This window comes from Marinilabilia rubra, from assembly GCF_003121985.1.
Classification (GTDB): domain Bacteria; phylum Bacteroidota; class Bacteroidia; order Bacteroidales; family Marinilabiliaceae; genus Marinilabilia; species Marinilabilia rubra.
Map to the genome: position 1 here is coordinate 287169 of NZ_QEWP01000003.1, position 26311 is coordinate 313479.

Annotated in this window: 22 protein-coding genes and 1 tRNA gene; 8 read left to right on the top strand and 15 right to left on the bottom strand. The window is 41.6% G+C overall.

Going from position 1 to position 26311, the window contains the following annotated elements; translation table 11 throughout:
* The first annotated feature begins 161 nt into the window (after positions 1 to 161).
* The 3 genes from DDZ16_RS05640 (at position 162) to DDZ16_RS05650 (ending at position 5693) form a co-directional block, all read left to right on the top strand.
* Complete coding sequence (locus tag DDZ16_RS05640) at positions 162 to 1238, top strand: lysylphosphatidylglycerol synthase transmembrane domain-containing protein (RefSeq protein ID WP_109263457.1); 1077 nt, start codon at positions 162 to 164, stop codon at positions 1236 to 1238.
* Between the two features lie 183 nt (positions 1239 to 1421).
* Positions 1422 to 2228, top strand: a complete 807-nt coding sequence (locus tag DDZ16_RS05645) for a substrate-binding domain-containing protein (RefSeq protein WP_109263458.1) — start codon at positions 1422 to 1424, stop codon at positions 2226 to 2228.
* A 363-nt stretch (positions 2229 to 2591) separates the two neighbouring features.
* Positions 2592 to 5693: a PAS domain-containing hybrid sensor histidine kinase/response regulator gene (locus DDZ16_RS05650; RefSeq protein ID WP_109263459.1), complete on the top strand. Its 3102-nt coding sequence runs from the start codon at positions 2592 to 2594 to the stop codon at positions 5691 to 5693.
* Positions 5694 to 6187: 494 nt separating this feature from the next.
* Here the strand turns inward: DDZ16_RS05650 and DDZ16_RS05655 are convergent, their stop codons facing one another.
* The 6 genes from DDZ16_RS05655 to DDZ16_RS05680 form a co-directional block, all read right to left on the bottom strand.
* Complete coding sequence (locus DDZ16_RS05655) at positions 6188 to 7174, bottom strand: hypothetical protein (protein WP_232526561.1); 987 nt, start codon at positions 7172 to 7174, stop codon at positions 6188 to 6190.
* A gap of 4 nt (positions 7175 to 7178) precedes the next feature.
* Positions 7179 to 8447, bottom strand: a complete 1269-nt coding sequence (purD, locus tag DDZ16_RS05660) for a phosphoribosylamine--glycine ligase (RefSeq protein WP_109263460.1) — start codon at positions 8445 to 8447, stop codon at positions 7179 to 7181.
* A complete protein-coding gene (locus DDZ16_RS05665; RefSeq protein ID WP_109263461.1) occupies positions 8444 to 9091 on the bottom strand; it encodes a polysaccharide deacetylase family protein in 648 nt (215 codons plus the stop codon). The genes purD and DDZ16_RS05665 overlap by 4 nt, the downstream gene beginning before the upstream one ends.
* Before the next feature lie 66 nt (positions 9092 to 9157).
* Positions 9158 to 12235, bottom strand: coding sequence for a glycosyltransferase family 117 protein (locus DDZ16_RS05670; RefSeq protein WP_109263462.1), 3078 nt, complete (start codon positions 12233 to 12235; stop codon positions 9158 to 9160).
* 205 nt (positions 12236 to 12440) lie between these two features.
* Positions 12441 to 14231, bottom strand: a complete 1791-nt coding sequence (locus DDZ16_RS05675) for a hypothetical protein (protein WP_232526562.1) — start codon at positions 14229 to 14231, stop codon at positions 12441 to 12443.
* 198 nt (positions 14232 to 14429) lie between these two features.
* Positions 14430 to 17342, bottom strand: a complete 2913-nt coding sequence (locus DDZ16_RS05680) for a glycosyltransferase family 117 protein (RefSeq protein WP_109263463.1) — start codon at positions 17340 to 17342, stop codon at positions 14430 to 14432.
* A 160-nt stretch (positions 17343 to 17502) separates the two neighbouring features.
* Between DDZ16_RS05680 and DDZ16_RS05685 the strand changes: the two genes are divergently transcribed.
* Together DDZ16_RS05685 and DDZ16_RS05690 are read left to right on the top strand one after the other, a co-directional pair.
* A tRNA-Gln gene (locus tag DDZ16_RS05685) sits at positions 17503 to 17573 on the top strand.
* 165 nt (positions 17574 to 17738) lie between these two features.
* The gene (locus tag DDZ16_RS05690; RefSeq protein WP_109263589.1) at positions 17739 to 18221 is read left to right on the top strand and encodes a hypothetical protein; all 483 of its coding nucleotides are present in this window, start codon (positions 17739 to 17741) and stop codon (positions 18219 to 18221) included.
* Between the two features lie 242 nt (positions 18222 to 18463).
* Here the strand turns inward: DDZ16_RS05690 and DDZ16_RS05695 are convergent, their stop codons facing one another.
* The 3 genes from DDZ16_RS05695 to DDZ16_RS05705 form a co-directional block, all read right to left on the bottom strand.
* Complete coding sequence (locus tag DDZ16_RS05695; protein ID WP_109263464.1) at positions 18464 to 19054, bottom strand: TlpA disulfide reductase family protein; 591 nt, start codon at positions 19052 to 19054, stop codon at positions 18464 to 18466.
* Between the two features lie 62 nt (positions 19055 to 19116).
* The gene (locus tag DDZ16_RS05700) at positions 19117 to 19821 is read right to left on the bottom strand and encodes a hypothetical protein (RefSeq protein ID WP_232526563.1); all 705 of its coding nucleotides are present in this window, start codon (positions 19819 to 19821) and stop codon (positions 19117 to 19119) included.
* 79 nt (positions 19822 to 19900) lie between these two features.
* Positions 19901 to 20281 carry a hypothetical protein gene (locus tag DDZ16_RS05705; protein ID WP_109263465.1) on the bottom strand — a complete coding sequence of 127 codons (381 nt, stop codon included), beginning with the start codon at positions 20279 to 20281 and terminating at the stop codon, positions 19901 to 19903.
* 33 nt (positions 20282 to 20314) lie between these two features.
* On the opposite strand from DDZ16_RS05705, the gene DDZ16_RS05710 reads away from it, so the two are divergent.
* Positions 20315 to 20704 (top strand): hypothetical protein, encoded by a 390-nt coding sequence (locus tag DDZ16_RS05710; protein ID WP_109263466.1) that lies wholly within the window; start codon positions 20315 to 20317, stop codon positions 20702 to 20704.
* A 75-nt stretch (positions 20705 to 20779) separates the two neighbouring features.
* Here the strand turns inward: DDZ16_RS05710 and pyrH are convergent, their stop codons facing one another.
* From pyrH to rplM, 5 genes are all read right to left on the bottom strand, one after another.
* Positions 20780 to 21484 (bottom strand): UMP kinase, encoded by a 705-nt coding sequence (gene pyrH / locus DDZ16_RS05715; protein WP_198416677.1) that lies wholly within the window; start codon positions 21482 to 21484, stop codon positions 20780 to 20782.
* A 205-nt stretch (positions 21485 to 21689) separates the two neighbouring features.
* A complete protein-coding gene (gene tsf, locus DDZ16_RS05720; RefSeq protein WP_109263468.1) occupies positions 21690 to 22514 on the bottom strand; it encodes a translation elongation factor Ts in 825 nt (274 codons plus the stop codon).
* Between the two features lie 67 nt (positions 22515 to 22581).
* The gene (gene rpsB / locus DDZ16_RS05725; RefSeq protein ID WP_109263469.1) at positions 22582 to 23430 is read right to left on the bottom strand and encodes a 30S ribosomal protein S2; all 849 of its coding nucleotides are present in this window, start codon (positions 23428 to 23430) and stop codon (positions 22582 to 22584) included.
* A 100-nt stretch (positions 23431 to 23530) separates the two neighbouring features.
* Complete coding sequence (gene rpsI, locus DDZ16_RS05730; RefSeq protein WP_109263470.1) at positions 23531 to 23917, bottom strand: 30S ribosomal protein S9; 387 nt, start codon at positions 23915 to 23917, stop codon at positions 23531 to 23533.
* A 5-nt stretch (positions 23918 to 23922) separates the two neighbouring features.
* Positions 23923 to 24378 carry a 50S ribosomal protein L13 gene (rplM, locus tag DDZ16_RS05735; RefSeq protein ID WP_109263471.1) on the bottom strand — a complete coding sequence of 152 codons (456 nt, stop codon included), beginning with the start codon at positions 24376 to 24378 and terminating at the stop codon, positions 23923 to 23925.
* Between the two features lie 437 nt (positions 24379 to 24815).
* On the opposite strand from rplM, the gene DDZ16_RS05740 reads away from it, so the two are divergent.
* Together DDZ16_RS05740 and DDZ16_RS05745 are read left to right on the top strand one after the other, a co-directional pair.
* Positions 24816 to 25007: a deaminase gene (locus DDZ16_RS05740; protein ID WP_109263472.1), complete on the top strand. Its 192-nt coding sequence runs from the start codon at positions 24816 to 24818 to the stop codon at positions 25005 to 25007.
* Positions 25008 to 25036: 29 nt separating this feature from the next.
* Positions 25037 to 25549, top strand: coding sequence for a DNA-3-methyladenine glycosylase (locus DDZ16_RS05745; RefSeq protein ID WP_109263473.1), 513 nt, complete (start codon positions 25037 to 25039; stop codon positions 25547 to 25549).
* 352 nt (positions 25550 to 25901) lie between these two features.
* On the opposite strand, the gene DDZ16_RS20700 is transcribed toward DDZ16_RS05745, so the two are convergent.
* Positions 25902 to 26039, bottom strand: a complete 138-nt coding sequence (locus DDZ16_RS20700; RefSeq protein ID WP_158275613.1) for a hypothetical protein — start codon at positions 26037 to 26039, stop codon at positions 25902 to 25904.
* Positions 26040 to 26311: the final 272 nt, after the last annotated feature.

Here is a 26311-nt window from a genome sequence, read left to right on the forward strand (position 1 = left end):
TCCGGTTTTTTCATTTTTATTAATATCATTTTCATAAAGTTTAACACCCCCTCTTTCAGTTATTGATTCTATAACGTAAATTTGTCCCATAAAACCATTTCAAAAAATCAATCCATCAGCGCCTTATAACAATCAGGCCTGATAAACACCTACAATAAAGAATGACAGACAATTCCGGAAAAATCATAAAAAGCATAAGTCCCAGCAAAATCATTTTGCCTGTATTAATCGGCTTGTCTGTTACGGGATACCTTCTTTATAAGGAATTTGAACCTGATAGCTTCAAATTTGTATCCTTTACTGCCTGGTCTTTTGTCTGGTTGATCATATCATTTATTCTTATGGGTGTCCGGGATTTCGGATATATGCTCCGAATCAGAATACTCACCAACAACGAACTTACCTGGCGAAAGGCATTTAACGTCATTATGCTTTGGGAGTTTACCTCAGCAATTACTCCCTCTGCAATTGGAGGGACCAGCGTTGCCATATTTTTTATAAATAAGGAAGGTGTGCGGGTGGGCCGGAGTACCGCTGTAGTGATGGTTACCTCATTTCTGGATGAGTTATATTTTATTCTTACTTTTCCGATCATCCTTTTTCTCCTTGGACGCTCTGATGTATTTGTTCTGGATGCAGCAGAAGCTTCAGTTCCCTGGTACCAGAATGAATTCTTCCTGTTGGCAATGGGAGGCTATATTGTAAAATTGCTATATACACTTGTGCTTAGCTACGGCCTTTTCATAAATCCCCGTGGATTAAAGTGGCTGTTGCTCATGGTTTTCAAACTTCCTATTATACGTAAGTGGCGCCCCCAGGCCAATGAGTCCGGAACCGACCTAATACAAACATCAAAAGAATTTAGCGGCTGGCCCTTTTCCAAGTGGCTAAAAGCCTTTGGCGCCACATTCTTCAGCTGGACAGCCCGCTACTGGGTTGTCAACACCCTAATCATTACTTTCCTTGGTATTAAATGGCTGGGATGGGAAGACCATATCCATGTATTTGCAAAGCAGCTTGTAATGTGGATCATGATGTTGATCAGTCCCACTCCCGGAGGCAGCGGTTTTGCTGAATATGTATTCAAAGAGTTTCTTGCTGCCTTTATCCCCGTTGGTACCGGTGTTGCCATGGCTTTCTTCTGGCGAATGGTAAGCTATTATCCTTACCTCTTGTTTGGTACCTTTATGGTTCCTCGGTGGATTCGGAAACATTTTCTCAGTCGTAAGGCAAAATAAATTCAGGTTCCAGGTCGTTATAATTAGGACAATCGGATTTTTTCTTTGACTAACTCCTGCCTTTTTGTGACCAAAGCGAATGACGTTCTTATCATTGCGCCGTAAATTGCAAAAACGACAAACGAGATAATTTTGTTAATCCGGAGGGTAAAAGGCTCCGGAATATCAAAAAACGACCAACACGTGATTACTTCCAGGGTTTTATTTTTTACGGTAACAGGGCTTCTTTTTCTTTGGTTGGAAGCTTGTAATGGACCAACTACTTCAGGAGAACCGGAAACTCCTGACCTTGTCATCTATTGTGAAAACGGCATGTTGGGACCGATCAAAGAAATAACCAATATCTTTGAAAAACAATCCGGACTCAACATTGACATCCAAAATGACTGCGCCCGAAATCTTACAAGTCTCATTCATTACAGGAAGGAAGCAGATGTATTCATTCCGGACTCCCGGCAGGCGATAGACAACATCCTTCTGGCAAATCCGAAAATGATAGCAGATTCAGCATTTTTGGGCTTCCAGACCCTTGTTTTCATGGTTCCCAAAAATAATCCTTCACTTTTCGATGGCCAGTTGGCGACGCTTCCAAGTCCTGATCAGGCTATTATCCTGGCCAATCCTGAAAGCAGCACACTTGGTTTGGTTACAGGCAGACTCCTCCAAAGCCATGGATTATATTATCAGGTAATGAACTCAGTAGTTCTTTTGACAACCGACTCCAGAGGTCTCATACGCAATCTGGTTGCAGGCCAGGGGTCAGTGGCCATAGGATGGCGATCGGATTACCTTTCCAACCATGCAAGGATGAAAATTGACACACTTTCAATCCCTTCAAACGATAAGTACTTCGAAGCTATGGCCGTTATTTTGAGAGATGCACCTCATAGCCAAAATGCGAAATTATTCCTTAACATACTGAAATCCCGGACGAGTAAGAAATTATTAAAAAAATATGGGATCGAGGATTTTAGAATATCCCACTTTTAGTTGTATCTTTATTAATCAATAGATCGTTAGATTTTTAAATATAAGATTTAAGACGACCCCTGTAAAGCTAATAATCAGGTTTTTTTAGCAATTGTGCATGTAATTCTAAGAGTTGACTTATAGCCTTTTTTGAAATTTTAACGGATTATTGTTAATCGGAAAGACCTAACCTGGATTATTCATAAATTATCTATTACAATGTCCAACTACCTGCTAAATACAGGCGTCCTCAATAAAATTGACTTGAAAATAGTTCACTATTTTCATCATCAATTTTCTTTGCGGTTGCCAGTATTTATTGGTAATTGAACATTTCATGACGAAAACTCATGAATAAACCAGGCTAAAAACAAATGGGCAGCTTTGGGACATAAAACAAGAAGAAACATATTCAAAAAAATCCCTTTCGGGCAAGACAGAGGCTTCTTCAGGGAACCTCTGATCAACAAGTTATATCTGCTATTGGGCATATTCCTATTCACTATTGCTGCCATTCTTACCATCGATAACTACTTCGATAAAACACACGCAATACGCATTCAAAGCACAATCCGAAATCAGGAGAAAAAGCAAAGAATGGAATCTTTATTAAAAGAGAATCTCCTGTTCATAAACCTCAGCTTTAAATCATATTCCACCATTGATCATCCCCGGCAACTAAGCAATATTCAGCAGGAAGTAAGGCAACACATAAAAGAAAGTATCAACATTCTGGAAAAACTGGACAAAGGTGGAAGCATTACTGTTGTTGAGGCAGTAAATATGGAAGATGTTGACCGTATTACCGAAGTTATCGAATATAAGAATGATGAATTTACCGGTACCATTCCGGAAATAAGGGACATCATCCCGCTGATGTATGAACTGCAATCACTCTCGGCCAAGATTACAGGATCAATAAAAGGACAACTGGCCGCAGAAAATTCAATTGAGAAAGGACAAAATGAAACCATCAGCTTCTATCAAAAACAGGCTGAAAGCATTTTTGACAGGATCTATGAGATAGAGAATCAAGCATCTTTTCGTATCAGCAAAACCATTTCAGCACTTAATGAAAAGAGCCTCTTCTTCTACGATCGGTATTTTAAGATAAAATATCTAAGCCTACTGGTTTTCTCTTTGGTAGTAGGCATCATCACATTTATTATCATCAATCAAATAAGATTGGTAATTCTGCACCGCCGTAAAGCAGAGGATACCAACAAGAAGTTACTTAAAGCTGTTGAGCAAAGTCCGGTTTCCATTATTATCACCAACACAAACGGAGTCATTGAATATGTGAATAAATCATTTGAGCAGCGCAATGAGGTGACCAAAAAAGAGATTGAGGGAACCAGTTTGCACCTACTCCAATCGGAAAATGAAGATGAATTTGCAGGCGTCCTTCTGGAGACTATTCAGGAAGGAAAAACCTGGAATGGCGAAATAAGGTCCAAAAACAATAAAGGAGAAACAGTCTGGGATAAAGTTTACATATCCCCTGTTCTTAACGAAGAAAACACAATTTCTAACTTTATTGCCATCAAGGAAGATGTTACCGAAAAAAGATTGCTGACCCAGTCGCTTAAGGAATCTATTGAAACCTTAAAAACCATAACTGAAAATCTTCCGGTAGGTATACTGATCACCGACAAAGGTCAGGGCATAAAAGAAGTTAACTTCACCGCAGCTACCCTGATGGGTTTTGATAATCTTGATGAAGCCTCTGACTATGTGAAAGGACACAATTACAATCAACTGTTTGAAACCCTGAAGCGGGAACAATATCAAGATGATGCTTCCGGTCTTACCATTTCAGCTTTAGAAGAACGCCTCACAATAGAGGAGAATAATATTTCCAGAACCATTCTGAAAAACATTATTCCGGTTAAAATCAACAACCGTGAAGTCAGGTTGGAAGCTTTCATGGATATCACGGCTCAAAAAGAAGTTCAGCAACGTGAAGCCGAGGCAAATAAAGCAAAGTCTGAATTTCTGGCAAACATGAGCCATGAAATCAGAACCCCAATGAATGGTATCATTGGCGCAACTGAACTACTTGGACAAACCCGACTGAACCGGGATCAGCAAAATATCATTACCATAATCAGCCGTTCCTGCGACAACTTACTAAACATCATCAATGACATTCTTGATTTCTCCAAGATAGAGGCGGGAAAAATGAAGATAGAGCATTACCCTTTCAATCTTCGCTCCACAGTAGATTATTTGCTTGATCAGATGGCTTTCCGAAGCCATGACAAGAACATTGAATTGCTTGCCTCAGTTGAAGAAACTATTCCCTCCATTTTGATTGGTGATGAGGGCCGTTTAATACAGGTTATCATCAACCTCATGGGCAATGCCGTAAAGTTCACCCAGGAAGGCGAGGTTGTTCTTAAAGTAGACATTGAGCGTCAGGAGGGCAAAGAATTACGCTTGCATTTTGCGATTGAGGACTCAGGCATTGGCATTCCTCCTGACAAAATTGAGAAAATTTTTGAGTCTTTCACCCAGGCTGATGGCTCAACCACCAGAAAATATGGTGGTACCGGCCTTGGAACCAGTATTTCAAAAATGCTGGTTGAATTGATGGGCGGAAAAATCTGGGTGGAAAGCCCCAACCCCAACTTTGCATGGTCGGAAGAAAACCCCGGATCGGTATTTCATTTTGTTTTGCCTTTCACTATAGACCGCAAACAGGTAAACGAAGAATTTGACAATGAAAAGATGAAATCGCTCAGGGCTTTAATCGTTGACAACCACAAAACGAATTTATTATTACTCAAGAAAACCATGCATAACTGGGGTATAAACCCCACTGCAGTCAGCGATGAAAAGTCGGCCCTTGAAAAGCTCATTGGTGAAGAAAAATTTGACTTTATCATTATTGACTCTCACATTTTTAGCAAAACCAATGAAAGTCAGATTGAAGAATTCAAGAAAGCAGCGCCGGGTATCAAAACCATGCTTTTCACATCTCAGGGAAAGCATAACTTCGCCGGATTTGACACAGTTCTTGAAAAACCCATAAAACATACAGAGCTCTATAAGACCATTAGTCAACTTGTACTTGGAGAAAAGGAAGAAGACCAGGCTTCCACAACTATCTCAAATCCCAATAAAAACAAGCATATCCTATTAGTTGAGGACAACCCTATTAACCAAAAGATTACTGAAAAAATGCTGAGCAGAATTGGGTTGGCTACAACCATTGCCAACAACGGCCAGGAAGCCCTATCTATGATAATTGATGATCAGGATAGCTTTGATGCCATATTGATGGATGTTCAGATGCCTGTATTAAACGGACTGGATGCTACAAGGAAATTACGAAAAGAAGGTGTAATTACCCCTATCATTGCCATGACTGCTAATGTTCTGAAAGGTGACAGGGAGTTGTGCCTTGAGGCCGGAATGAATGATTACATCGGTAAGCCTGTAAAACTAAATGATCTTCAGCACATTCTCCAAAAATGGACTTAAATCAGGGAGCGGTGAAGAACGCATATTTTATTAACTATTAAAACTTTAAATCATATCAACAAGAGCATAAGTGCAAGGTTATTTCACAATTACTCAAATTTCTTTGCACTTGAATTTATGAAAATGGCTAATCAAAAGAACAAAGTTTACTTCACCGCCACAATCTCGAAGTATCTCAATATTCCTTCAATTGGGCGGCTTGTAAATTCTGCCTTTTTGACTTTTTCAGCAGCTCCTGAATTAAAGTTATTCAACCGCCCGGATCAAAGACAAAAGGTGCGTTAGTTTCAAAGACGTTACACACTCAATTTAAGAGACTTAAAACAACATTCTTCTTGCATTCATAACACTCAGATTAAGAAACCATAAAACATCCAAACCAAAACGCTGCCTGTATAACATCGCATGAATGCAAGTTTCGCCTTTAGCAGAGTACCAGGAAAAAACAGGAAAATTGGATGTCCTGCAAAAAATAAACGGAGTGATGTTTTATACTAAAGGAGAAATTGCGCAGCAACTGTAATCCCGACCAAAAACCAAAGCATTACTTCCCGCCAGACCCGATGGCTCATTTTATCAAACCAAAAAGTAAGAACGACAGAAGGGCCAATTGCCACAACCGGTGCTAACTCCAATGAGAAGAAAGGCGTAAGGCATACTGCAGAAGTAAGGAAAATAACCCAGATAATGACCCGAAAATGCTTCCGGGTAATGATCTTCTGCATGGGTAAATACCTGAAAACATTTATGATCCCCATGAGTGTCAGGACTCCGACAAGAGGCAGATATATCTGTGAGGCTAAATTGTGACTAAACTGACCTGTATTGGACAACAGATTTAGCACAATAAACAACAGAAACTCCTGGGTAGTTCCAATGATAAAGAAATATCCGGCACTGATAAGAAAAGGCAAAAGAAGCCCAATCAAGCTGGCAATAAAGGTTCTGATTGTTAACAACCGCAGGACGCCCATCACTACCAACAGCAAGGGATAAAGATACAAGCCCTTGGCATACATTAATGATCCTACACCAACCAAAACAGCCGCATCAAGAGATCGAATTTCTTTTTTAGTGGATTGGTTGGCACCCATAATCCGCTCAACAGCCAAAATAAAAAACAGTGCAAAAACCCAAACTACATGCAAGCGCTGAACAGCTAAAAAACCACTAACCAGTAAAGCGTAAAGCAAAACGGGGAGCACGGATTGCTTTCCCAGCAAACCATAACGGCCAACCACACGGTTGACAGAAAATGCTATCATCATGGCCAGCAAATAGGAAAAAGCGGCTGACCAGAAAACACTTTGCCCAAATACAGGACGCACCAACCACTCCCACAGGGGCATGGAAATTCCGTCAAAACTTATTGGCTGGACTCCTTCAAATAAAAAAACCCTTACCCAAAACAAGAGAACTATAAAAGGAACCAGAATAAAAGCGGTTAAATTATTGTTGTGAAGTGTCCTGTAGAGCATCATTAAACTACTTTAAGTCAAAACCGATGTCTTTTCGGTAATATTTCTTATCAAACTTTATGTTTTCAGCATTCTTGTACGATTTCTCCAATGCTTCATCCATTGAATCCCCAAGTGAGCTGACAGCCAACACGCGGCCACCAGAGGTAAGGATTCCATTACTGCTGGTGGTTCCGGCATGGAAAACAACACTGTTCTCTACGTGGTCGAGCCCCAAAATGTTTTTACCTTTTTCATAACTTCCCGGGTAACCTCCAGAAACCATCATGACGGTAACCGCTGTACGAGAATCTATTTGAGGAGTTATACTTTTCAGGGCCCCTGCAGCCACAGCTTTAAATATTTCTACTATGTCCGATTGCAAACGTGGGATAACCACTTCCGTTTCCGGATCTCCCATGCGAACATTGTATTCAATAACATAAGGATCCCCGTTAACACTAATGAGACCGAAAAAAATGAAACCTTTGTACTCAATTCCATCACTTCGAAGTCCGTCAATTGTTGGACGTATAATACGATCATTTACCTTCTTCATGAATTCCTCATCAGCAAAAGGCACCGGTGAAACAGCCCCCATTCCTCCCGTATTGAGCCCCGTGTCTCCTTCTCCAATACGTTTATAGTCTTTTGCTTCGGGAAGTACCATATAACCATGCCCATCGGTAATAACAAAAACCGATAGTTCAATTCCTGAAAGAAATTCTTCAATAACAACGGTATCGCTGGCTTTACCAAACTTTCCGCTCAGCATCATTTTTAACTCATTGAGGGCTTCATCCAGGTCCTCCAGGATCAAAACCCCTTTGCCGGCAGCAAGACCATCTGCTTTCAGCACATAAGGTGCCTTAAGTGTTTTCAGGAATCGCGCTCCTTCATCCATCGTATCGGCAGTAACTGCAAGATATTTTGCTGTTGGTATCTTATGTTGCAACATGAATTGCTTGGCAAACTCCTTGCTCCCTTCCAGTTGGGCTCCTCTTGATGTAGGGCCTATTACGGGAATTTTGGACAGATCACTGTCATTCAGGAAAAAGTCACTTACTCCCTTCACCAATGGCACCTCCGGACCAACAACAACCATATTGATATTGTGCTCCAAAACGGCTTTTTTGATTCCATTAAAATCCTCTGGATCTATGTCGAGATTATGTCCCAACAATGATGTTCCGGCATTTCCCGGTGCAATGTAAAGATTCTCAAGTAAAGGACTGACCCTCATTTTCCAGGCAAGGGCATGCTCCCTGCCACCTGATCCTAGAAGCAAAATGTTCATAATATTCTCTTGTTTTGGTTAATAGAACTCAAAAAATTGGTTGTATATCCGTTCTTTGACATCCAATCAAGTACGGCAGGGAGGGCTATTTTAAGGTTTGGCCAGGCCTTCAACGAATCGTGGAAAACGATCAATGAGCCGGGGCGTATATGCTTGATAACATTTTGGATCACTTTATCGGGAGACAGATTTCGGTCATAATCACCTGATAAAACATCCCACATAGCAATCCCAACCCCTTTAGCACGTATATGGGAGACCCACCAGGGATATATGAAACCATGAGGCGGCCTGAACCACCTGGCTTTAGCATTATATTGGAGCCCTAAATCAATATCTTTAAGATAGGACTCAATACCAAGCCTGTTACCGGGTTTATGAGAAAACCCATGAGTTGCCGCTTCATTCCCGGAATTAACGAGTTGACTGAAAACTCCAGGATATTTTCTGATGTTATCGCCAACACAAAAAAAAGTCCCACAAGCTCCATAGTTGGTCAAAATATCCAACACCCAGGGAGTTACCCCGGGAACAGGACCATCGTCAAACGTCAGAAAAACTTCTTTTTTACTGGTTTTGCACCGCCACAAGACAGAGGGGTAAAAAAGCCTCAGCAACAATGGCGGTTTAGTTATCCAGTTCATGTTTTACAAGAAAGTAAAATGCCTCCAAAATATTTAACCTAATTCCTAAATGCGACAAACTGGCTTTTATTCAAAAAAGCCCATTCGTTGCAAACTGTTGTCATATTGTTTGTTCAAACGCTCCAGTAAATCATCCCGCTCAAAAGTCTCGGCAGTTCTGACAATCTCTCCATAGATCGCCATATTTCTCCGTATTTCAGTCATAACTGTGTTACGTTTTGACGGTGGCAGAGAAAGGAAATAATCCAACTCCTGAAAGTTTAATGAAGCAAGCCCTTCCAATATTTCATCACCTTTTTCAGCCATGTCGGCACGATAGTAGCCTTCTGCCAGGAAAATTGAGAAGTAATTATGCGGAACCTTTTTAGCAGGCAACACATCCATCGCCTTATTCAATACACCAACAGCTTTCTCCCGCTTACCTTCGTCAAGAAGTGCTGTAGCCAGACGCGCCATGTTATTTCGAATATTAATTGCCATTCTCTGGTGATTCTCGTCGAGATACACACGGGGATCTTTAAAGTTATCCAGATTGTAAACCTCCATGAAATTATGATAAGCCTTTTCGGTATCCACACGACCAGTCATCCCTTCATTGCTTCCGGCCTTAATGGGAACAATCCGATAACCAAATCCTTCCAACTGGAAATAATCCTCCAAACCAACATAATTGTCACTACCAACAGTAACGGCATAGAAAATTGGTCTGTCCCAGTTGTTATGAGACAGCATATCCAAAACAATCATCTCATTTTTGAGAAGATAATCACGATCCTGAAGATTGATATGAATAGCCGAATCAATCATATGCGAATATTGCTCACTCACATAACCTTTCTGCAACAGTTTAAGACTATCGGCTTTTAAAGAAAATGTTTTAGATGGCAGATATTCTACCCGCCCGCTATATCCGGGAACTCGCTTTGTACGTTCATTTTCACTTTTCAGAAATCCCATAGCATCTTTCAGATCGGCTTCTCCGGTAACGCGGTCTATTAAATAAACCATATCCCGGGTTCCGGTAACATATTCATCATGGTTCAATGAAATTGGCAATGGATCTGACTCATATGATTTACGCTTCATCTGGTCGATGTACCAGTCGGTTTGAAGATAACTCAGATTACAAACTCTTACATCTGTTCTCACACCTTCAACTTCCTGAGCGTACCACAAGGGGAAAGTATCATTATCCCCATTGGTGTATATCACTCCGTCCTCGTCAATTGTATTCAGATAATTTATCGCCAAATCCCGGGCAATGGTACGATGCGAACGGTCATGATCATCCCAGTTTTCGGAAGCTAAAACGCCCGGGACAAGCCCCAGAGCCACAAGAGTGGAAACCACTGCTGCTCCTTTACCTCCCATTAGTTTTCTCAAGCCATCGACCAATGCCAGGACACCTAAACCAATCCAGATGGAAAAAGCATAGAAAGATCCGGCATAAGCATAGTCACGCTCACGTGGTTGAAGGGGCGTTTGGTTCAAATATAATACGATGGCCAATCCGGTGAGGAAAAAGAGCAACATAACAATCCAAAAGCTTTGTTTACCTTGCCTTCCGGAACCATACTGAAATAAAAGCCCTATCAATCCTAACAGAAGTGGCAGGAAAAAGTAGGTATTACGTGCGGGATTATTTTTAAGGTGTTCAGGCAATTTACTCTGATCACCATACATGGCGTTATCAATAAAGGGAATTCCGGAGATCCAGTTTCCATGGTGAACCTCCCCATGGGATTGAATATCATTTTGGCGGCCCGCAAAATTCCACATGAAGTAACGCCAATACATATGCCGCACCTGATAATTGAAGAAAAAGCTTAGGTTCTCTCCGAATGTGGGCAACTGGATGGTTTTCGGACTTCCTGTCTCATCGGTTACCCTTACCGACTGCCCCTCAATATTAGCCCATCTTTTATATTCTTGAATATGGTTAGGCTGCCGGCTGTACATCCTTGGAAATATGGTGGTCGTCTTATCGTTAAAAACATATTTAGGTCGATGCTGAACGGTCACATATTCTCCATCCTTTTTAATTCGGACAGGCGCACCTTTTTCTTCCTGGGAAGCTTTACGGTCGATTTGTGAGTTGAAATATTCCCCCACTATAAGCGGACGGTCACCGTATTGCTCACGATTTAAATAAGAAATGAGCGAAAACAAGTTATCAGGAGAGTTCTGATCCATAGTTGGTTCTGCAGATGAACGGATCACTATCAATGCAAAGGATGAATAGCCAAAAATGATAACGGTAATGGCCGTAAGGATGGTATTGAGAACCACCTTCTTCTTTTTGAAGGAAAAATAAATTCCATAAATCAATCCTCCAATTAAAAGAATTCCGTAAACCAGCAATCCTGAATTAAAAGGAAGCCCCATGCCATTGACAAATGCCAACTCAAAAGCACCGGCAATTTTGGGTACTCCCGGAATAATTCCGTATAGAATAAAAAGTAAAGCAACAGCAGAAAGAACCAGTGCACGGATGGTATTCTTACGGTTGATTTCAAACTTTTTGAAATAATATACCATTGCTATGGCGGGAATGGCCAAAAGGTTAAGTAAGTGAACACCTATGGAGAGCCCCATTAAGTATGCAATCAATATTAACCACCGGTTGGAATGAGGTTGATCTGCGACGTTTTCCCATTTGAGAATAGCCCAGAAAACCATAGCTGTAAACAGACTGGACATACCGTACACTTCGCCTTCAACAGCGGAAAACCAAAATGTATCGGAAAAAGTGTAAGTCAAGGCTCCTACTAGTCCGCTGCCTAGTACAGCCCAGTAGCGCCAGCTCTCAGGATTCTCCTGATTGTCAACAAATATTTTCCGGGCCAAATGTGTAATGGTCCAGAACAAGAAGGCAATTGTCATAGCACTTGCCAGACCAGACATGGCGTTGATAGTTGCGGCTACATACGTTTCATCGGGGGCAAACAATGTAAAGAAACGTCCCATCAACATAAAGAATGGCGCCCCCGGAGGGTGACCTACCAATAATTTATAGGATGCAGAAATAAACTCACCACAATCCCAGAAGCTGGTCGTAGGTTCTATGGTCAGAAGATAAACAATGGCTGAAATTAAGAAGGTAAGCCAGCCAAAAGCAAGGTTGAACTTTTTGTATTGTCTCATTGTATAATGTTTTCCTTCGTTTCTGAATGAAAGTCGAACAAACGCAATAAAAAACTCACAACCAATCTCAGGACCTGTATTCATCTTATCTCATAAGAGTCAAAATCTACACAGATCAAATTGATTGATTACAAGTTTGCCAAAAATACACAAAAGTTAGAAAAATCCCTGCTTAATCTCTACTTAAGTATTCACCGAACTCTTATCAGGCATAAGAAACTTCTGCCATGGTTAGCTTCTCTTCCAGAGTTTCGATCATCTGCAATGCTTCATGGCATGAATTCGAGAAAGAATCTTTGTTTTGAGCAAACAATTCGCGGTAATACTGAATGCCCTCTTTAAGAGAGCGGAGGAACTTCTTATTATTCAATTTAGCCTTATCATCATTTTCCTCCAGCTTTTTAAGCTGATTATTGAAATAATCCACATAGATTCCCAGCTCTTTCACAAATACATTAGGGCGGTCTTTACGCTCAAGCAAATCGTTTGCTCCATAAATGTGCCCGACCATCTCTTTCAAAGATGCCTCACGAGTGAAATAAGCCATATTAGGCCCCGGGCAAACTGAAACACCCTTGCCTTCAAATTTCGTGGAAATCCCATTGGCTTTCAAAGCCGAAGTACCCAGCCCAACACAAATACAAGCCTTCTCAGTTACCTCTTTTGTGGCTTTGTCAATGGCAGCCTGCTCAGTATAAGTAGTCTCAATATCAAGAATTTTATCGCGCTGATACTGGCGTGAAGCAGTACAAACAGGCTTTCCGGGGAATTCACTGTTAATGGTGCAATACTGCTTTATACAATGGCTTCCCGGGGTTTGATTTCTGACGTTCCTGAATTTCTCCTCGTCTTTTGTATTGCCCCTCAGGTTATTGAAAGGCACTCCAAGAGGAGATATATTGCTAAGATACAAATCCTTCTCACGGGCTGAAGCCAGTTTATCAAGCGTTTCCTGATCAATACTTACGGCTTCAGGCACCAGCATAAAGGGTGTACCCCATCCCACTGAATCAAGTTGGTAGTGATTTAAAAGAAAAGAATGTTCTTCAGCCGTTCCCACACCTCCCTGAGCGGTAATCCGAAGTTCGGGATTGATGGCCGGACAAGGCTTATTTTTTGCAGCCAATGCACTTTGGAGTGCCTCAAACTGGCCATCCACAAGTTGTTTTCGTTTGCTTTTAAATTCCTCAAGAACAGGTCCAATAAGATTTCCTTGCGAAGCAAAGGCGTGTCCGCCACAATTCAGCCCGGATTCGATACGGAATTCTGAAACCCAGATTCCTTTTTTGGCCAACATTTTTCCCTGAACCATAGCAGAGCGGAAATCACTTACTTTGATAATTACTCTCTTTTTAATGTATCCGCTTTCATCAGGATAAAAGTCGTCCCATTTTTCAATGTAGCTAAACAACCGGGGGTTCATTCCTGCGGATAAAACAACTGAAGATTCCAGCGTACTCTTAGCGAATCCGCGAAGAGCTGCATGGGCATCATTGTATTCTACCGGAAGTGGCTCAGAACCCGAATAGTTAGTACGATCGAGCTTGGTCATGATATTAACATCAATCTGTCCAGGATGCAAATTGGCAGCTACCCAGTTCTTAAGTTCCTTAATCCCGGCATTCGCTTTCAAATGCAGATAGGTCTGTTTAACCATGGAAAAGTCAGGCAACAGATCGAAATACCTGTCCACTTCTTCGCTCTTTTTATTAAAAGAGCTTTTCATATTATCGATTCGGGATTTAACCATCCCGTCCATCAAATCAAGAAAGGCCGTTATTCTCTTAGCCCTGAAATCTTCCATTTTCATTGTAATTCCCTGAAAGGGAAGATTGGCTTTTTTGCTGTGAAATTCTCGCATTTTTTCCATCAGCATGTCATCAACTAAAGACACGACTGAAGAAATTCCCAAATGGGCCAGCTTTAAAGGGCTATCAATAGTATAACCAATACCCATTACCGGCACATGAAAGGTGTGTGGATTGTAATTGTGCATTTTAATCTGTTTGAAAAGACGGGCAGATAAAGAAGAATGATCATTTTAGTCCCGGTCAGGAAGGCAAATATTCTCCAACAACTTCACTCCGCTTACTCTTTTGTTTTGAGGGTGCAAGTTAAAGGATTTATTTGATCCTGCATAATTCCACGATTCATTTTTATGACTTTTATCATAAAGACGAATATGTTTGAAAGTTCAAAAATCACACATTGAGTGCAATTCCATATCAATTTCTATGGTAACATCTTTCAATTCCAACTCCTTAGCAAGAGACTTCAACTCCTTGAAAAACCCGCAATATTTCCGGCGGATATGTTCGGTATCGAAACCTGAATAAAAATAAAAGTAAACATCCTGCAAATTGATGTACGATATATTTCTAACCAGCTGCTCAGCCTGCTCTCTCTCACCACTCAGCATCAGCAACCGGGCAGCATCAAGCATACCGGCCTGTTCCTGATAAGGTGAATACGGCCATTCATCCAGACTTTTCCGAAGGACCTCAGAAGCCTTTTTTTCCTCTCCATATTCCAGGAGATCTCTCGCAAGATCAAGCGACATCTGGCGATAGCCCGATAATGACAATGCTTGTCGGCAGGAATAATCATACCAGGTATCCTCTCTTGAAATCTGAATGCTGTCTGAAAAAAGCGCCAATTCCTTCATTACTGAATTTCGACCCTTTTGAGAATTCTCTTCTCCACCAAGCTTCCATATCAAACCATGGCTCACAAAACGGTTTTCCAAACCATACAGGGAAGAGTATTCCACATTTCGTGTAAAACAAACGGGGTGCACGGAAGCATTGGTGAAAATAAAATCCATAAGGGCTAAAGTTCCGGAGGAAAGGAAATTGGCCTGAACATTCCATTGCAAGGTCTTCCCCTGCTGTGTTCGTAGTGTCCATATGGGATTCAAGTCGTGCCCAAAAAAGCCATCAGGTTCTTTTCTTTCTGTTTCCGACGAGGCTAACTCCGAAAGGATCTTCTTGCCTGCCAGTCCACTTGAATGCATTCTTGAAACCCGGAAAAACTCAAGTGCATGCTGCCGGTAAAATGAAATTGGAAGGGTCAATTGCAGGTTAGATCCTCCACTTGTTTCATTTGTCATTTGCTCAACATACCAGTCGGTTCCCAAAAGTCCTATATTTACAAGGTGAACATCGGGCCGCACTTTCTCCACCTGCTGTGCGTACCATAACGGATAGGTATCATTATCACCGTAAGTAAACAAAATGGCATTGGGAGGACAACTTCTAAGCTGAGAAGCAGCCAGATCCCTTGCCAGATATCTTTCAGACCGGTCATGATCATTCAGATTAACCGAAAACATTAACCCGGGACCTGCCATGATCAACAACAGCCCTGATAAACTGAGAGTTAACAATGATCCGGAAAATTGCAGAACTTTCTTCAGTATTCCGTAAATTCCCATACCTGCAAACAGCGACATTGTCATAAAAGCTCCTACAAAAACATAGTCGCGCTCCCGTGGTTCATAGGGAGGTTGATTCAGGTAGAGCACAATGGCAGGCCCCATCATCACAAACATTAAAATAAGCAAGGTCAGAACATTCATTCTCTTCCCATTTCCGGATCTAAGAAGAAACACGCCCCCCAGCAGCACTAGCAAAAGAGGAATTCCAAAATAGAAATTGGCTGCGGGGCTATATTGATCCTGCGAAGAAAGATATTCCCGGTTCCCGAGAAAATACCTGTCAATAAAATCGATACCTGAGGCCCAATTCCCCGATAGAATATCACCATGTCCCTGATGGTCATTTTGTCGGCCCACTAAATTCCACATAAGATACCTCAGAAAATTATGTCCCATCTGATACTTCAGAAAGAAATCCAATTGATGGGCAAAAGAAGGCTCTTTCTCTTTAGCATTGAGTCCTGTCCACCATTCATACCCCTCAAGGTGATAGGCCTGGCGACTGTACATCCGGGGAAACCATACATAATCATCTGCCTTAAAATTTAACCGGGCCCCTGCTGGTTTCTTTTGGTATTTGCGGTCCTTTTCATCGAAATAAAAGGCCTGATATTCTTCCCAGTTTTTTACAGTTGCACCGGCATGAGGTCCATACAGCAAAGGACGGCTGCCATATTGAGTTCTGTTAATATAATTGTTTAGCGAAAACACATTGTCCGGATCATTCATATTGATGGCAGGCCCGGCCGATGCCCTCACAGGCACCAATGCATAAGAAAACCAGCCCATGAAGATCAAGGCTGAGGTCACAAAAATAAGATGAAGAACCTGCTGCTTCCTAAAAGTAAAATGTATTCCTGCCACATGAATACCCATTAATATAATGACCCACAGCCACAATCCGGAATGCTGCGGCATTCCGACACCATTAACCAGAAATAATTCAAGCTTCATGGCAGGCCACAACCCATAAGTCACAAACCCGAAAAACAAAAGCCCGAGTAACAATACCCCAACCAGCAAAGCTTTAACTGTGATTATAGGCAGATGGCCTGATTTCTTCCAGAAAAATATCAGAACAAAAACCGGAACCAGTAACAAATTCAGTAAATGAACGGCAATTGAAAGACCTAAAAAATAGACACCCAGAAAAAACAGGCGGGATTCATTATTCTCCCTTGTATACCATAATAGAAAGACCCAAAGTGTAAGTACTGAAAAAAATAACGACAGAGCATAAACTTCGGCTTCAACGGCTGAATACCAAAAAGAATCAGTAAATGCGAACAAGAGAGCACCACCTGAAGCAGCTATTTGACCAATACAATAGTGCTGTCCTCCCTCCCGTGCATCGGACAAGCTTATTAATATCAGCAATATCTTATAGATGAAAAATACCGCAAAAGCAGAGGCGACCACTGATAAGAAGTTAACAAATGGAGCCACTAATACCGGAGTGGGAGCAAAAGAAGCCAATACACGGGCCAACAACAAATAAAGAGGCGCGCCGGGAGGGTGAGGAACCTGAAGACCGTTCGCTGAAGCAATAAACTCACCGCTGTCCCAAAAATTGGTTGTTGGCGACATGGTAATGGCATAAATTGCCAGGCTGAAGAAAAAAACCAACAACCCTGAGAGATTTTTTTTCAAAAAAACCGGTACCCTATCCATCAAAATAATCTTTTGGGTGCTAAACTATTGCAAAAGGATGGTAAAAGCAAACACAAATACAGAAGGAATAAAGTTTATTTTTTTGAGAAATATTTTTTGTGAGTTCACTAAAAAGCTCCTATATTTGCATCGCTTTTAAAGGAAAAAGCAACTGAATGTTTGTCCCGTTGTGTAAAGGTAGCACAGGTGGTTTTGGTCCATCTAGTCCGGGTTCGAATCCTGGCGGGACAACACTGAAAGCCCCGATGATAATCGTCGGGGCTTTTTTATTTATGCAACTTCCCCTTTTTAACATCTTAAAACAACAAAACGCCCTTCAGAGCGTTTCTTTGATTGGTATAACATTTGCTATAAAATGAACCCGTGAAATTTTTGAAACAATAAACTCTTATGGATATGAAGAAACTGTTATTTGTAATTGTCGCTGTTTTACTAACCTTACCTTTTACAACTCAGGCTCAACGCGGAAGCAATGCCATTGGTCTTCGTTTTGGAGGTGGAGTGGGGCATGATGCCGAGATTAGTTTTCAAACACCCTTCAGCGGAAATCGCGCTGAATTGGATCTTGGGTTTGGAGGCCGTGGCGATTTTGACTATTGGAAACTGACAGGAATTTACCAGTGGGTTATGCCTATCGAAAGCGGCTTTTACTGGTATTTGGGATTAGGTCCTGCATTGGGAAGCTGGTCTTACAATGAACATGATCTGGATGACAGCGGTGTTTATATCGCTGCCGCTCTGAATGCTGGTATTGAGTACAACTTTGAAGAAGTACCCTTGCAAATTTCTATTGACACGAGACCGGAACTATCATTGAGCGATACGCCGAGTGATCCTTTTGGATTTGGGTTAGCACTTGGATTACGTTACAGATTCTAACTTACAATAGATCGGTAGATTTTTAGATACCTGCCTGACAGCAGTCAGGAAAGATGTAAAATGATTCTTAGCATATTGATATTCTGTACGTTAACAAATAATCATTTTTTTAGTACAAATAATTAATTTGCAGAGTATTAAAATTAAACATACATAAAAAAAGCGGTGAAAAACACCGCTTTTTTTTATGGCACAATTTTCCATAATTTTACTTAATCCATTCCCATTGCTCTATAAATAAGTCACTCAATCATATCATCCAACATTCTTTTTATTCTATCAGAATCCCATTTGGCAGCTCCGGTTTTTCTGATCATCAATCTGCCGGCAGGGCTTATGAGGTATGTAGCAGGGATGGTAGAAGTTTCAAAAATAGCAGGAACTCGACTTTTTAAAGAAAAGGAAGGGAGGGTATATTCGTTTTTCTGCATAAAATTATTTATTACATTCGATGACTCCCTGCTTATGAGAACGAAAGCCACTTCGTCCTTATACTCATCATACAAATCCTGAATGGAGGGCATCTCGGCAATACATGGTGGACACCACGTGGCCCAAAAATTCAAAAACACAGGCTTACCCTCAAAATCCCCCAAATCAACAACATCACCCCCCTTCTCCGGAACAATTTGCATCTCCCAGTCCTTCTTTTTAAGAAACACCACTTCATCGACTTCGGAAGGAGAAAAAAGCGTTTGACGTATCATAAATGCAGAAAGTGGCTTTCTGGTTGAAGGAATAAGCATTCCTATCAACAGCAACACAAAAATAAAATCAAGAGCGATGGACCACCATCGCTTTTTTCTGCTATATCGCTCCCACAGTTTTTTCATATACTCAAATATTAGTTGTCAGTTGGCCTCATATAAAAAATATAAGCACTTTTCAGCAAACGCTATTTAAACAACAAATTCACCCAACCAGGCAAAAGAAACTTTTTATAAATCTTTCCATCTGTAGTTTCAACCATTGCCCCTACCCGATTTGCTTTTCTAAGATCAGGAATTTTTTCATAAAACTGATCAAGATCCAGAACCAACCGATGCCCGGTTCCAGGAGTCAATGTTAATGGAAACATATCTTCCTGATTACTGCCTTTTAACCGAAAACGCCGCTCATTGCCCCAGCTTTTAAAAACCAGCTGAGGAGGCAGAAAGGTTAGTCCATCACGTGTATTATTCTCAATGGAAACTTTTACAAGGTTCTTTCCTGTAATCTTATCTTTACTTTTAAACACTTTAAGGTGGACTTTGCCGGGAAACCAGTTCTGCCAAAGGGCAATCATCCAAGGCTGTCTGGTGACCCAAACAATACCGACACCAAGGCCCAAAAGCAGCAACATGATAAAAAAACTGCCGGGCCCCTCAGGTTGATTTGGCTGACGTTGGCGCATCAGCTCCTCAAAAGTTTTCAGCTTAGAGCTGTCTTTTTCCATCTGTGAGGGAGCCTCAGTTTGCTGCTCCACCGTTTTCTCACGCTCCGAATAACGAGCTTGCTGCTGGCAGTTGTTTATTATAAATAAGAAAAACAAACCTGCGAGAACAAAGTTGCCGTACTTTCTCCAGAATCGTTTAAAGTCAAATTGATTCATTCCGTTCATTATCTTCTTTTCAGGATCACTTCATCGTCCCGTGACTTAAAATAAAAACATCACAGTACGAATATGAATTCAGGAAATTTTATTGGGGGAAAGGCTGAAGCCCTTTGTAGTTGATATAGTACTCACCATCAACTTCAGGCTGTGCCATCTCTTCATCATTATCGCCATTGGCATTGGCAATTCCCACGCTGGCAAAATAACATACAGCCTGATGTTTATTGGCATGCATCCCCACTCTGGCTGCCACTCCCGGCTTTAAAACACCCATATCAGGAAAAGCTTCTGTACGAACAACGATAAAAAGCATCAGCCCATCTTTACGGGCAAGAATTTGCGGATCTACGTCCATCTCTCTGCGAACATTCAAAACCTCATACCCTTTATCAACCAAATCCTTGTAAACAACTTTTATGCCTAAGAAGTGCAACTCTTCAGCATTCATAACCTTCTTCTGCCCCATAATATTCTATTGTTTTTTTATTATTTTTGCAGCATGTGGATTTTACTTATTAGCATAGCAATTGCTTTGATTTTAGCACTGACTATCAGTGGTTTTTCAGTCCGAAAGACTGACCATACCCAGGAAATTCAGGCCCCTCCCGCCGATTGTTGTGGTGCCCATGAAGTCTGCGATAAGGAAAGCCTTATTGCACACACTCACGGTGATGTCATTTACTTCAACGATGAGGAACTGGATGTTTTCAAAGGCAAACTGCCTGACCAGTACTCCCAACAAGAAACGAAACAATTCAGGGAAGTTTTAACCACTATGCATCCCCACGAGGTGAGCGATTGGCTTAGAAGCCTCATGGCAAGAGGCATCAAACTACCCCTGGATGTAAGAGAGGAAGCTCTCTCCATCATCAGAAAGCAAAGAGCATAACCTCCCAAACTCCATCGCCAAGTACCCGAAGAACAAAAAATATGCCGGCACGATATTATTTTGCCGGCTTTCTTTTTACTTAACCAAAGTACCAATATTATCTCCACTCATCACCTTCAATAAATTACCCTTTTCATCCATATTGAATACCATTACAGGCAAATTATTCTCTTTGCACATAGTGGTGGCGGTAAGATCCATCACTTTAAGCCCTTTGTTGTATATTTCATCAAAGGTAATGGTGTCAAATTTTGTTGCAGAAGGATCCTTTTCCGGATCAGCAGTATAAACCCCATCAACACGGGTCCCTTTTAGCATTACATCTGCCTTTAATTCTATCCCCCTGAGTGCAGAAGCAGTATCAGTTGTAAAATAAGGGTTTCCGGTTCCTCCGGATACAATTACAACCTCCCCATTATTGAGCGCATCAATAGCCTTAGGCTGTGCATAAAGCTCCCCCACCGGCTCCATACGAATAGCTGTCATCACTCTTGCACGAGTGCCCATACCATCCAGAGCAGAAGCCAACGCAAGGCTGTTTATCACAGTTGCCAACATCCCCATCTGATCACCTTTGTAACGATCAAAACCGGCAGCAGCACCACTTAAGCCCCGAAAAATATTTCCACCACCAATAACTATGGCCACCTGAACACCATTTTTAACAAGATCAGTAATCTGCTCAGCATAATCATTCAACCGACCGGAGTCAATGCCATGTCCCTGAGCGCCCATTAGCGACTCCCCGGACAGTTTTAAAAGAATTCGTTTGTATTGCATAATTTGCCTTTAATAGTCCTGAAAAGGTTTGTTTTAAATTGATCAAAAGTTCTGTTTCTATCCGGAATGCAAAAATACAAAATTATTTTCCGTCACACTGGTTCGTTAGAATTTGACCTTCGGATATTCAGGATTAAGCACCAAAAAAGCCCGGTCAATTTTTGACCGGGCCTGAATTTATTGCGAAAAATTATCTGCAAAAATATTAGCTCAAAGAGTAACGACTGAAAGCAGTAACGGTTAACTCTTTGTCAGCTCCCTGCAGGTATTGCTTGATAGACACTTTGTTGTCTTTAACAAAAGCCTGCTCTAGCAGCGTGCTCTCTTTAAAGAATTTACCAAGGCGTCCCTGAGCAATTTTGTCAAGCATAGCTTCAGGTTTACCTTCGTTACGGGCCATATCTTTACCAATCTCCAACTCTTTCTCAATAACATCCTGAGGAACAGAGTCACGATCGATAGCCACAGGTGCCATAGCGGCAGCTTGCATGGCAACATCCTTAGCCATTTGATCATCGATATCGGCTTTGTTGAAACCAACGATGGTAGCCAGTTTGTTACCTGGGTGGATGTAAGCCACTACTTTTTCAGCTTCGATAACATCGAAAGAGGCCAACTCCAGCTTTTCACCAATCACACCAATCTGCTCGGTGATCACGTCTTTAACAGCAACGCCGTCAAGTTCAAGCTCATTAAGCTCTTCCAAACTTGTTGCGCCCTTCTGAAGACCAAGATCAAGGATCGACTGAGCCAAAGCAACAAAGCTTTCGTTTTTGGCAACAAAGTCAGTCTCGCAATTCAGAACCAACAAAGCACCTTTTTTGGCATCATCAGTAGCCTTCGAAAGCACAGCACCTTCAGTAGCCTCACGATCAGCACGCTTGCTGGCAACAGCCATACCTTTTTTACGGATCTCTTCTACAGCTTTATCAAAGTCGCCGTCGGCTTCCTTAAGGGCTTTTTTACAGTCCATCATGCCGGCGCCGGTCATTTTTCTGAGTTTACTTACATCAGCAGCAGTAATAGCCATGATATATAATTTAAAAGGTTATTAATAAGAGAAGATCTGCAATAAAGGCAGTCTTTCTCAAACAATACTACTCTTCTTTTTTGGTGTTTTCTTCAGACGCCTTTTTTTCGTCTGCAGAAGAAGCTTCTGGCTGTTTTGCAGCAGTGTCTTCTTTGCGGGCACGAGTGCGGCGACCTTCAGTTTTTTTACCACCTTTTTTATCCCCCTGAGGCTCTTTGTCTTTTTCTGCTTTACGCTCAGCCAAACCTTCTTTGATTGACTGTGACATAATGTCAACGATCAACTCAATAGAGTTTGAAGCATCGTCATTGGCAGGAATTACAAAGTCAACATTCCGGGGATCAGAATTGGTATCCACCATTGCAAAAACAGGGATATTCAACTTTTGGGCCTCTCTTACGGCGATGTGTTCTTTCATCACATCAACCACGAACATAGCAGCAGGAAGACGATTTAGATCTTTGATACTACCCAAAGTTTTTTCAAGCTTGGCACGCTGACGGGTAATCTGCAACTTCTCACGTTTAGAGAGGCGATTCCAGGCATCGTCACCCATCAACTTGTCGATGGATCCCATTTTTTTCACGGCCTTGCGAACAGTAGGGAAGTTGGTAAGCATACCACCCGACCAACGCTCGGTAACGTAAGGCATATTAATAGCGCCAACTTTATCAGCAATAATATCTTTTGCCTGCTTTTTGGTAGCAACGAAAAGAATTTTGCGGCCCGATTTGGCGATTTGTTTCAAAGCATCCGCAGCTTCATCAATTTTAGCTGCAGTTTTGTGCAGGTCTATAATGTGAATACCGTTGCGCTCCATAAACACGTAAGGAGCCATAGCGGGGTTCCACTTTCTTTTGAGGTGGCCGAAATGTACACCGGCCTCTAATAGTTGATCAAAATTAGTTCTGGGCATTTTCTTTTTTTTTAACGTTTACATTCTGTGTAAAGCAACCATCAAGTAGTCCCTGATGCGGAATCTTAATAGTTTAGATACTAAACGTACCAGACGATTATTAACGCTTGCTAAACTGGAATTGTTTTCTCGCTTTTGGTTGACCTGGTTTCTTACGTTCCACAACACGAGAGTCGCGGGTAAGAAATCCTTCGGCACGCAAAGCGGGTTTGTTTTCTTCATTGATTTTCACCAACGCTCTGGCGATCGCCAGGCGGGTGGCCTCGGCCTGACCTTTAATACCACCACCGGTAAGGGTCACTTTGATATCGTATTCTCCTGCAACACTCAAAGTATTCAATGGTTGCTTAACGATATACTGAAGTGTAGGGGTGGGAAAATAGGTGGCCAATTCTCTTTTGTTGACGGTAATCTGACCTTTACCCTCGCTAACATAGATACGGGCAATGGCCTCTTTCCTACGTCCAATTGCATTAATCACTTCCATACTGCTTATTTAATGGTATTAATATCAATTACCTTTGGTTTCTGAGCTTCCTGGTTGTGCTCACTTCCTGCATATACATACAGGTTTTTGAACAGCTTATTTCCCAGCTTGTTTTTGGGCAACATACCTTTCACTGCATGCTGAACCAATTTTGCAGGATTTTTGGCAAACATTTCAGCAGGGGTAGTCTCACGCTGTCCTCCTGGGAATCCACTGTGCGAATAAAACACACGGTCGCTCCATTTCTTTCCGGTGAGCTTCACCTTGTCGGCATTGATAACAATGACATTATCGCCACAATCTAAATGGGGCGTATAATTCGGTTTGTACTTTCCACGTAGCAATTTTGCCACGCGAGTACTCAAACGACCAATCACCATATCACTGGCATCTACCACAACCCACTCTTTGTTAATAGTAGCTTGTGAGGCCGATTTTGTTTTGTAACTTAAAGTATCCACAGTCTTCCTCTTTTGAAAATTAGACCTACATTTAAAAAATAATCACACGACACATGTGTATCCCTTGCTACCATTGACGTCGGGCAAACAGCAACAGCAACAAATCATCTGCGATACAACCACTTGTGTCGTTTAGCACGGATAATAATCGGCCGCAAAAGTACGGCTATTTTTATTAAATACCAATCTTTTACAAAGAAAATTCAGAAGTCCTAAACAGTAAAAAACTAAACGCTGAGACGCAATGGCGAAGAGGGAAGACAAATAACAGAGAGTAGAGGATAGAAGTTAGATTCCGGAGGTTCGCCGTTCCTCCCTCAACCCCTGATTATCTTGGCTCACGGTCAACCCTGAATTGGAAGCCGGAAACAGCTTAACATCCATTTCTTAAAACCGCCACTTTTGTACATATTTGTAAGTTCGAAACTTAACTAAAAATGAATAGCCACGAAAAATATATGGAAATGGCGGCCAGGCTTGCCGAGGAGAACATTGTAAATGGCGGAGGTCCCTTCTCTGCGGTTGTTGTAAACGAAGGGAAAGTAATAGCTACCGGATGCAACCGGGTTACCGACAAGCACGCCCCAACAGCGCATGCGGAAGTGGAAGCCATTAGAAATGTGGTCTGAATTCCCCGAACGAAAAGAATACTAGATTTATGCGATTAACACGTGACTTCTTTTCCCGTGATGCTCTGAGCGTAGCCCCCGATTTACTGGGCAAGACATTGGTGCGCAAATTTGAAACCGGAGAAGAACTCAGGCTCACGATTAACGAGACAGAGGCTTACCGCGGAGAAGAAGATCTGGGCTGCCATGCCAGCAAAGGAAGAACGCCACGAACAGAGGTTATGTACCACCAGGGAGGTTTGGTTTATGTGTATCTCATCTACGGAATGTACTGGCTTCTCAACTTCACCAGCGGAGCGGAAGGCCATCCGCAGGCCGTTTTGATAAGAGGCTCGGCAGAGATTGAAGGCCCGGGACGCATTGGTCAGGCTTTGATGCTTGACAAGTCGTTTTACGGTGAGGATTTGATTTCTTCTGAAAGGTTGTGGGTAGAGGAAAATACAAATATTACCATCAAACCCGAAATTACAACTTCTCCCCGGGTTGGTATTGATTATGCCGGGAAGTATTGGGCAGGAAGGCACTGGCGGTTTAGGGGGTAACTTTCTTTAACCTTACGTTAGCCCGGTTCAAGTGGTTCATCCGGAAAATTGCCCTCTTTTTTTACCATTTTTAATTTAATGCAATCGTAATTGGGTCTCAATAGTTTGCCACAAAAATTTATTGCTTACGCTTTTAGTCTCAAAACGGGTTTAACTCACTTGCTTTCTTTTACAATTGCATTTTCCATTATTACATTCGTACAATTCACTGTTACATTTCTGTTTTTCTTTATTACACTTCTTTTTTCCCTCATTACACTTCACTTTTTCGGTGTTGCATTTTTTTCCATTCTACCGTAGGATGCATACCAAAAAACACAGGCTTGTTTTTAGGAATATGATTTTTAGGATATTAGCATAAAAGGAAGGTGATGCGACCTTCTTTTTGCCAACTTCCTCCAGGCTGGGGATAAATTTGTGGCTTGTACCATTGTGCTGCCAACGATAATTCGCTTAGCAAAGGGTATTCCTGCCAAAAGTTATTTTTCATTAAAAGTGGATTGAAAATCCCCAAATATGAAGGAGCGGATTACAAATCCGCACCAGCCGGGGACATAAACTCAAACCGAAAAACAAAAGCTGCAATATTGCTAATGCAGCTTTTATATCTTTATTCGATTTCTCCAATACTTAGTTAAACTTTTTCATCTGCATGAAAATCAATTGGTTGAAAAACACGAGAAACCAAGACTAACTCTCTCATAATAAGATCTTTGCGTCATTGCGTCTCTGCGTTTAGTTTTATTTAACGAACTATTGTTT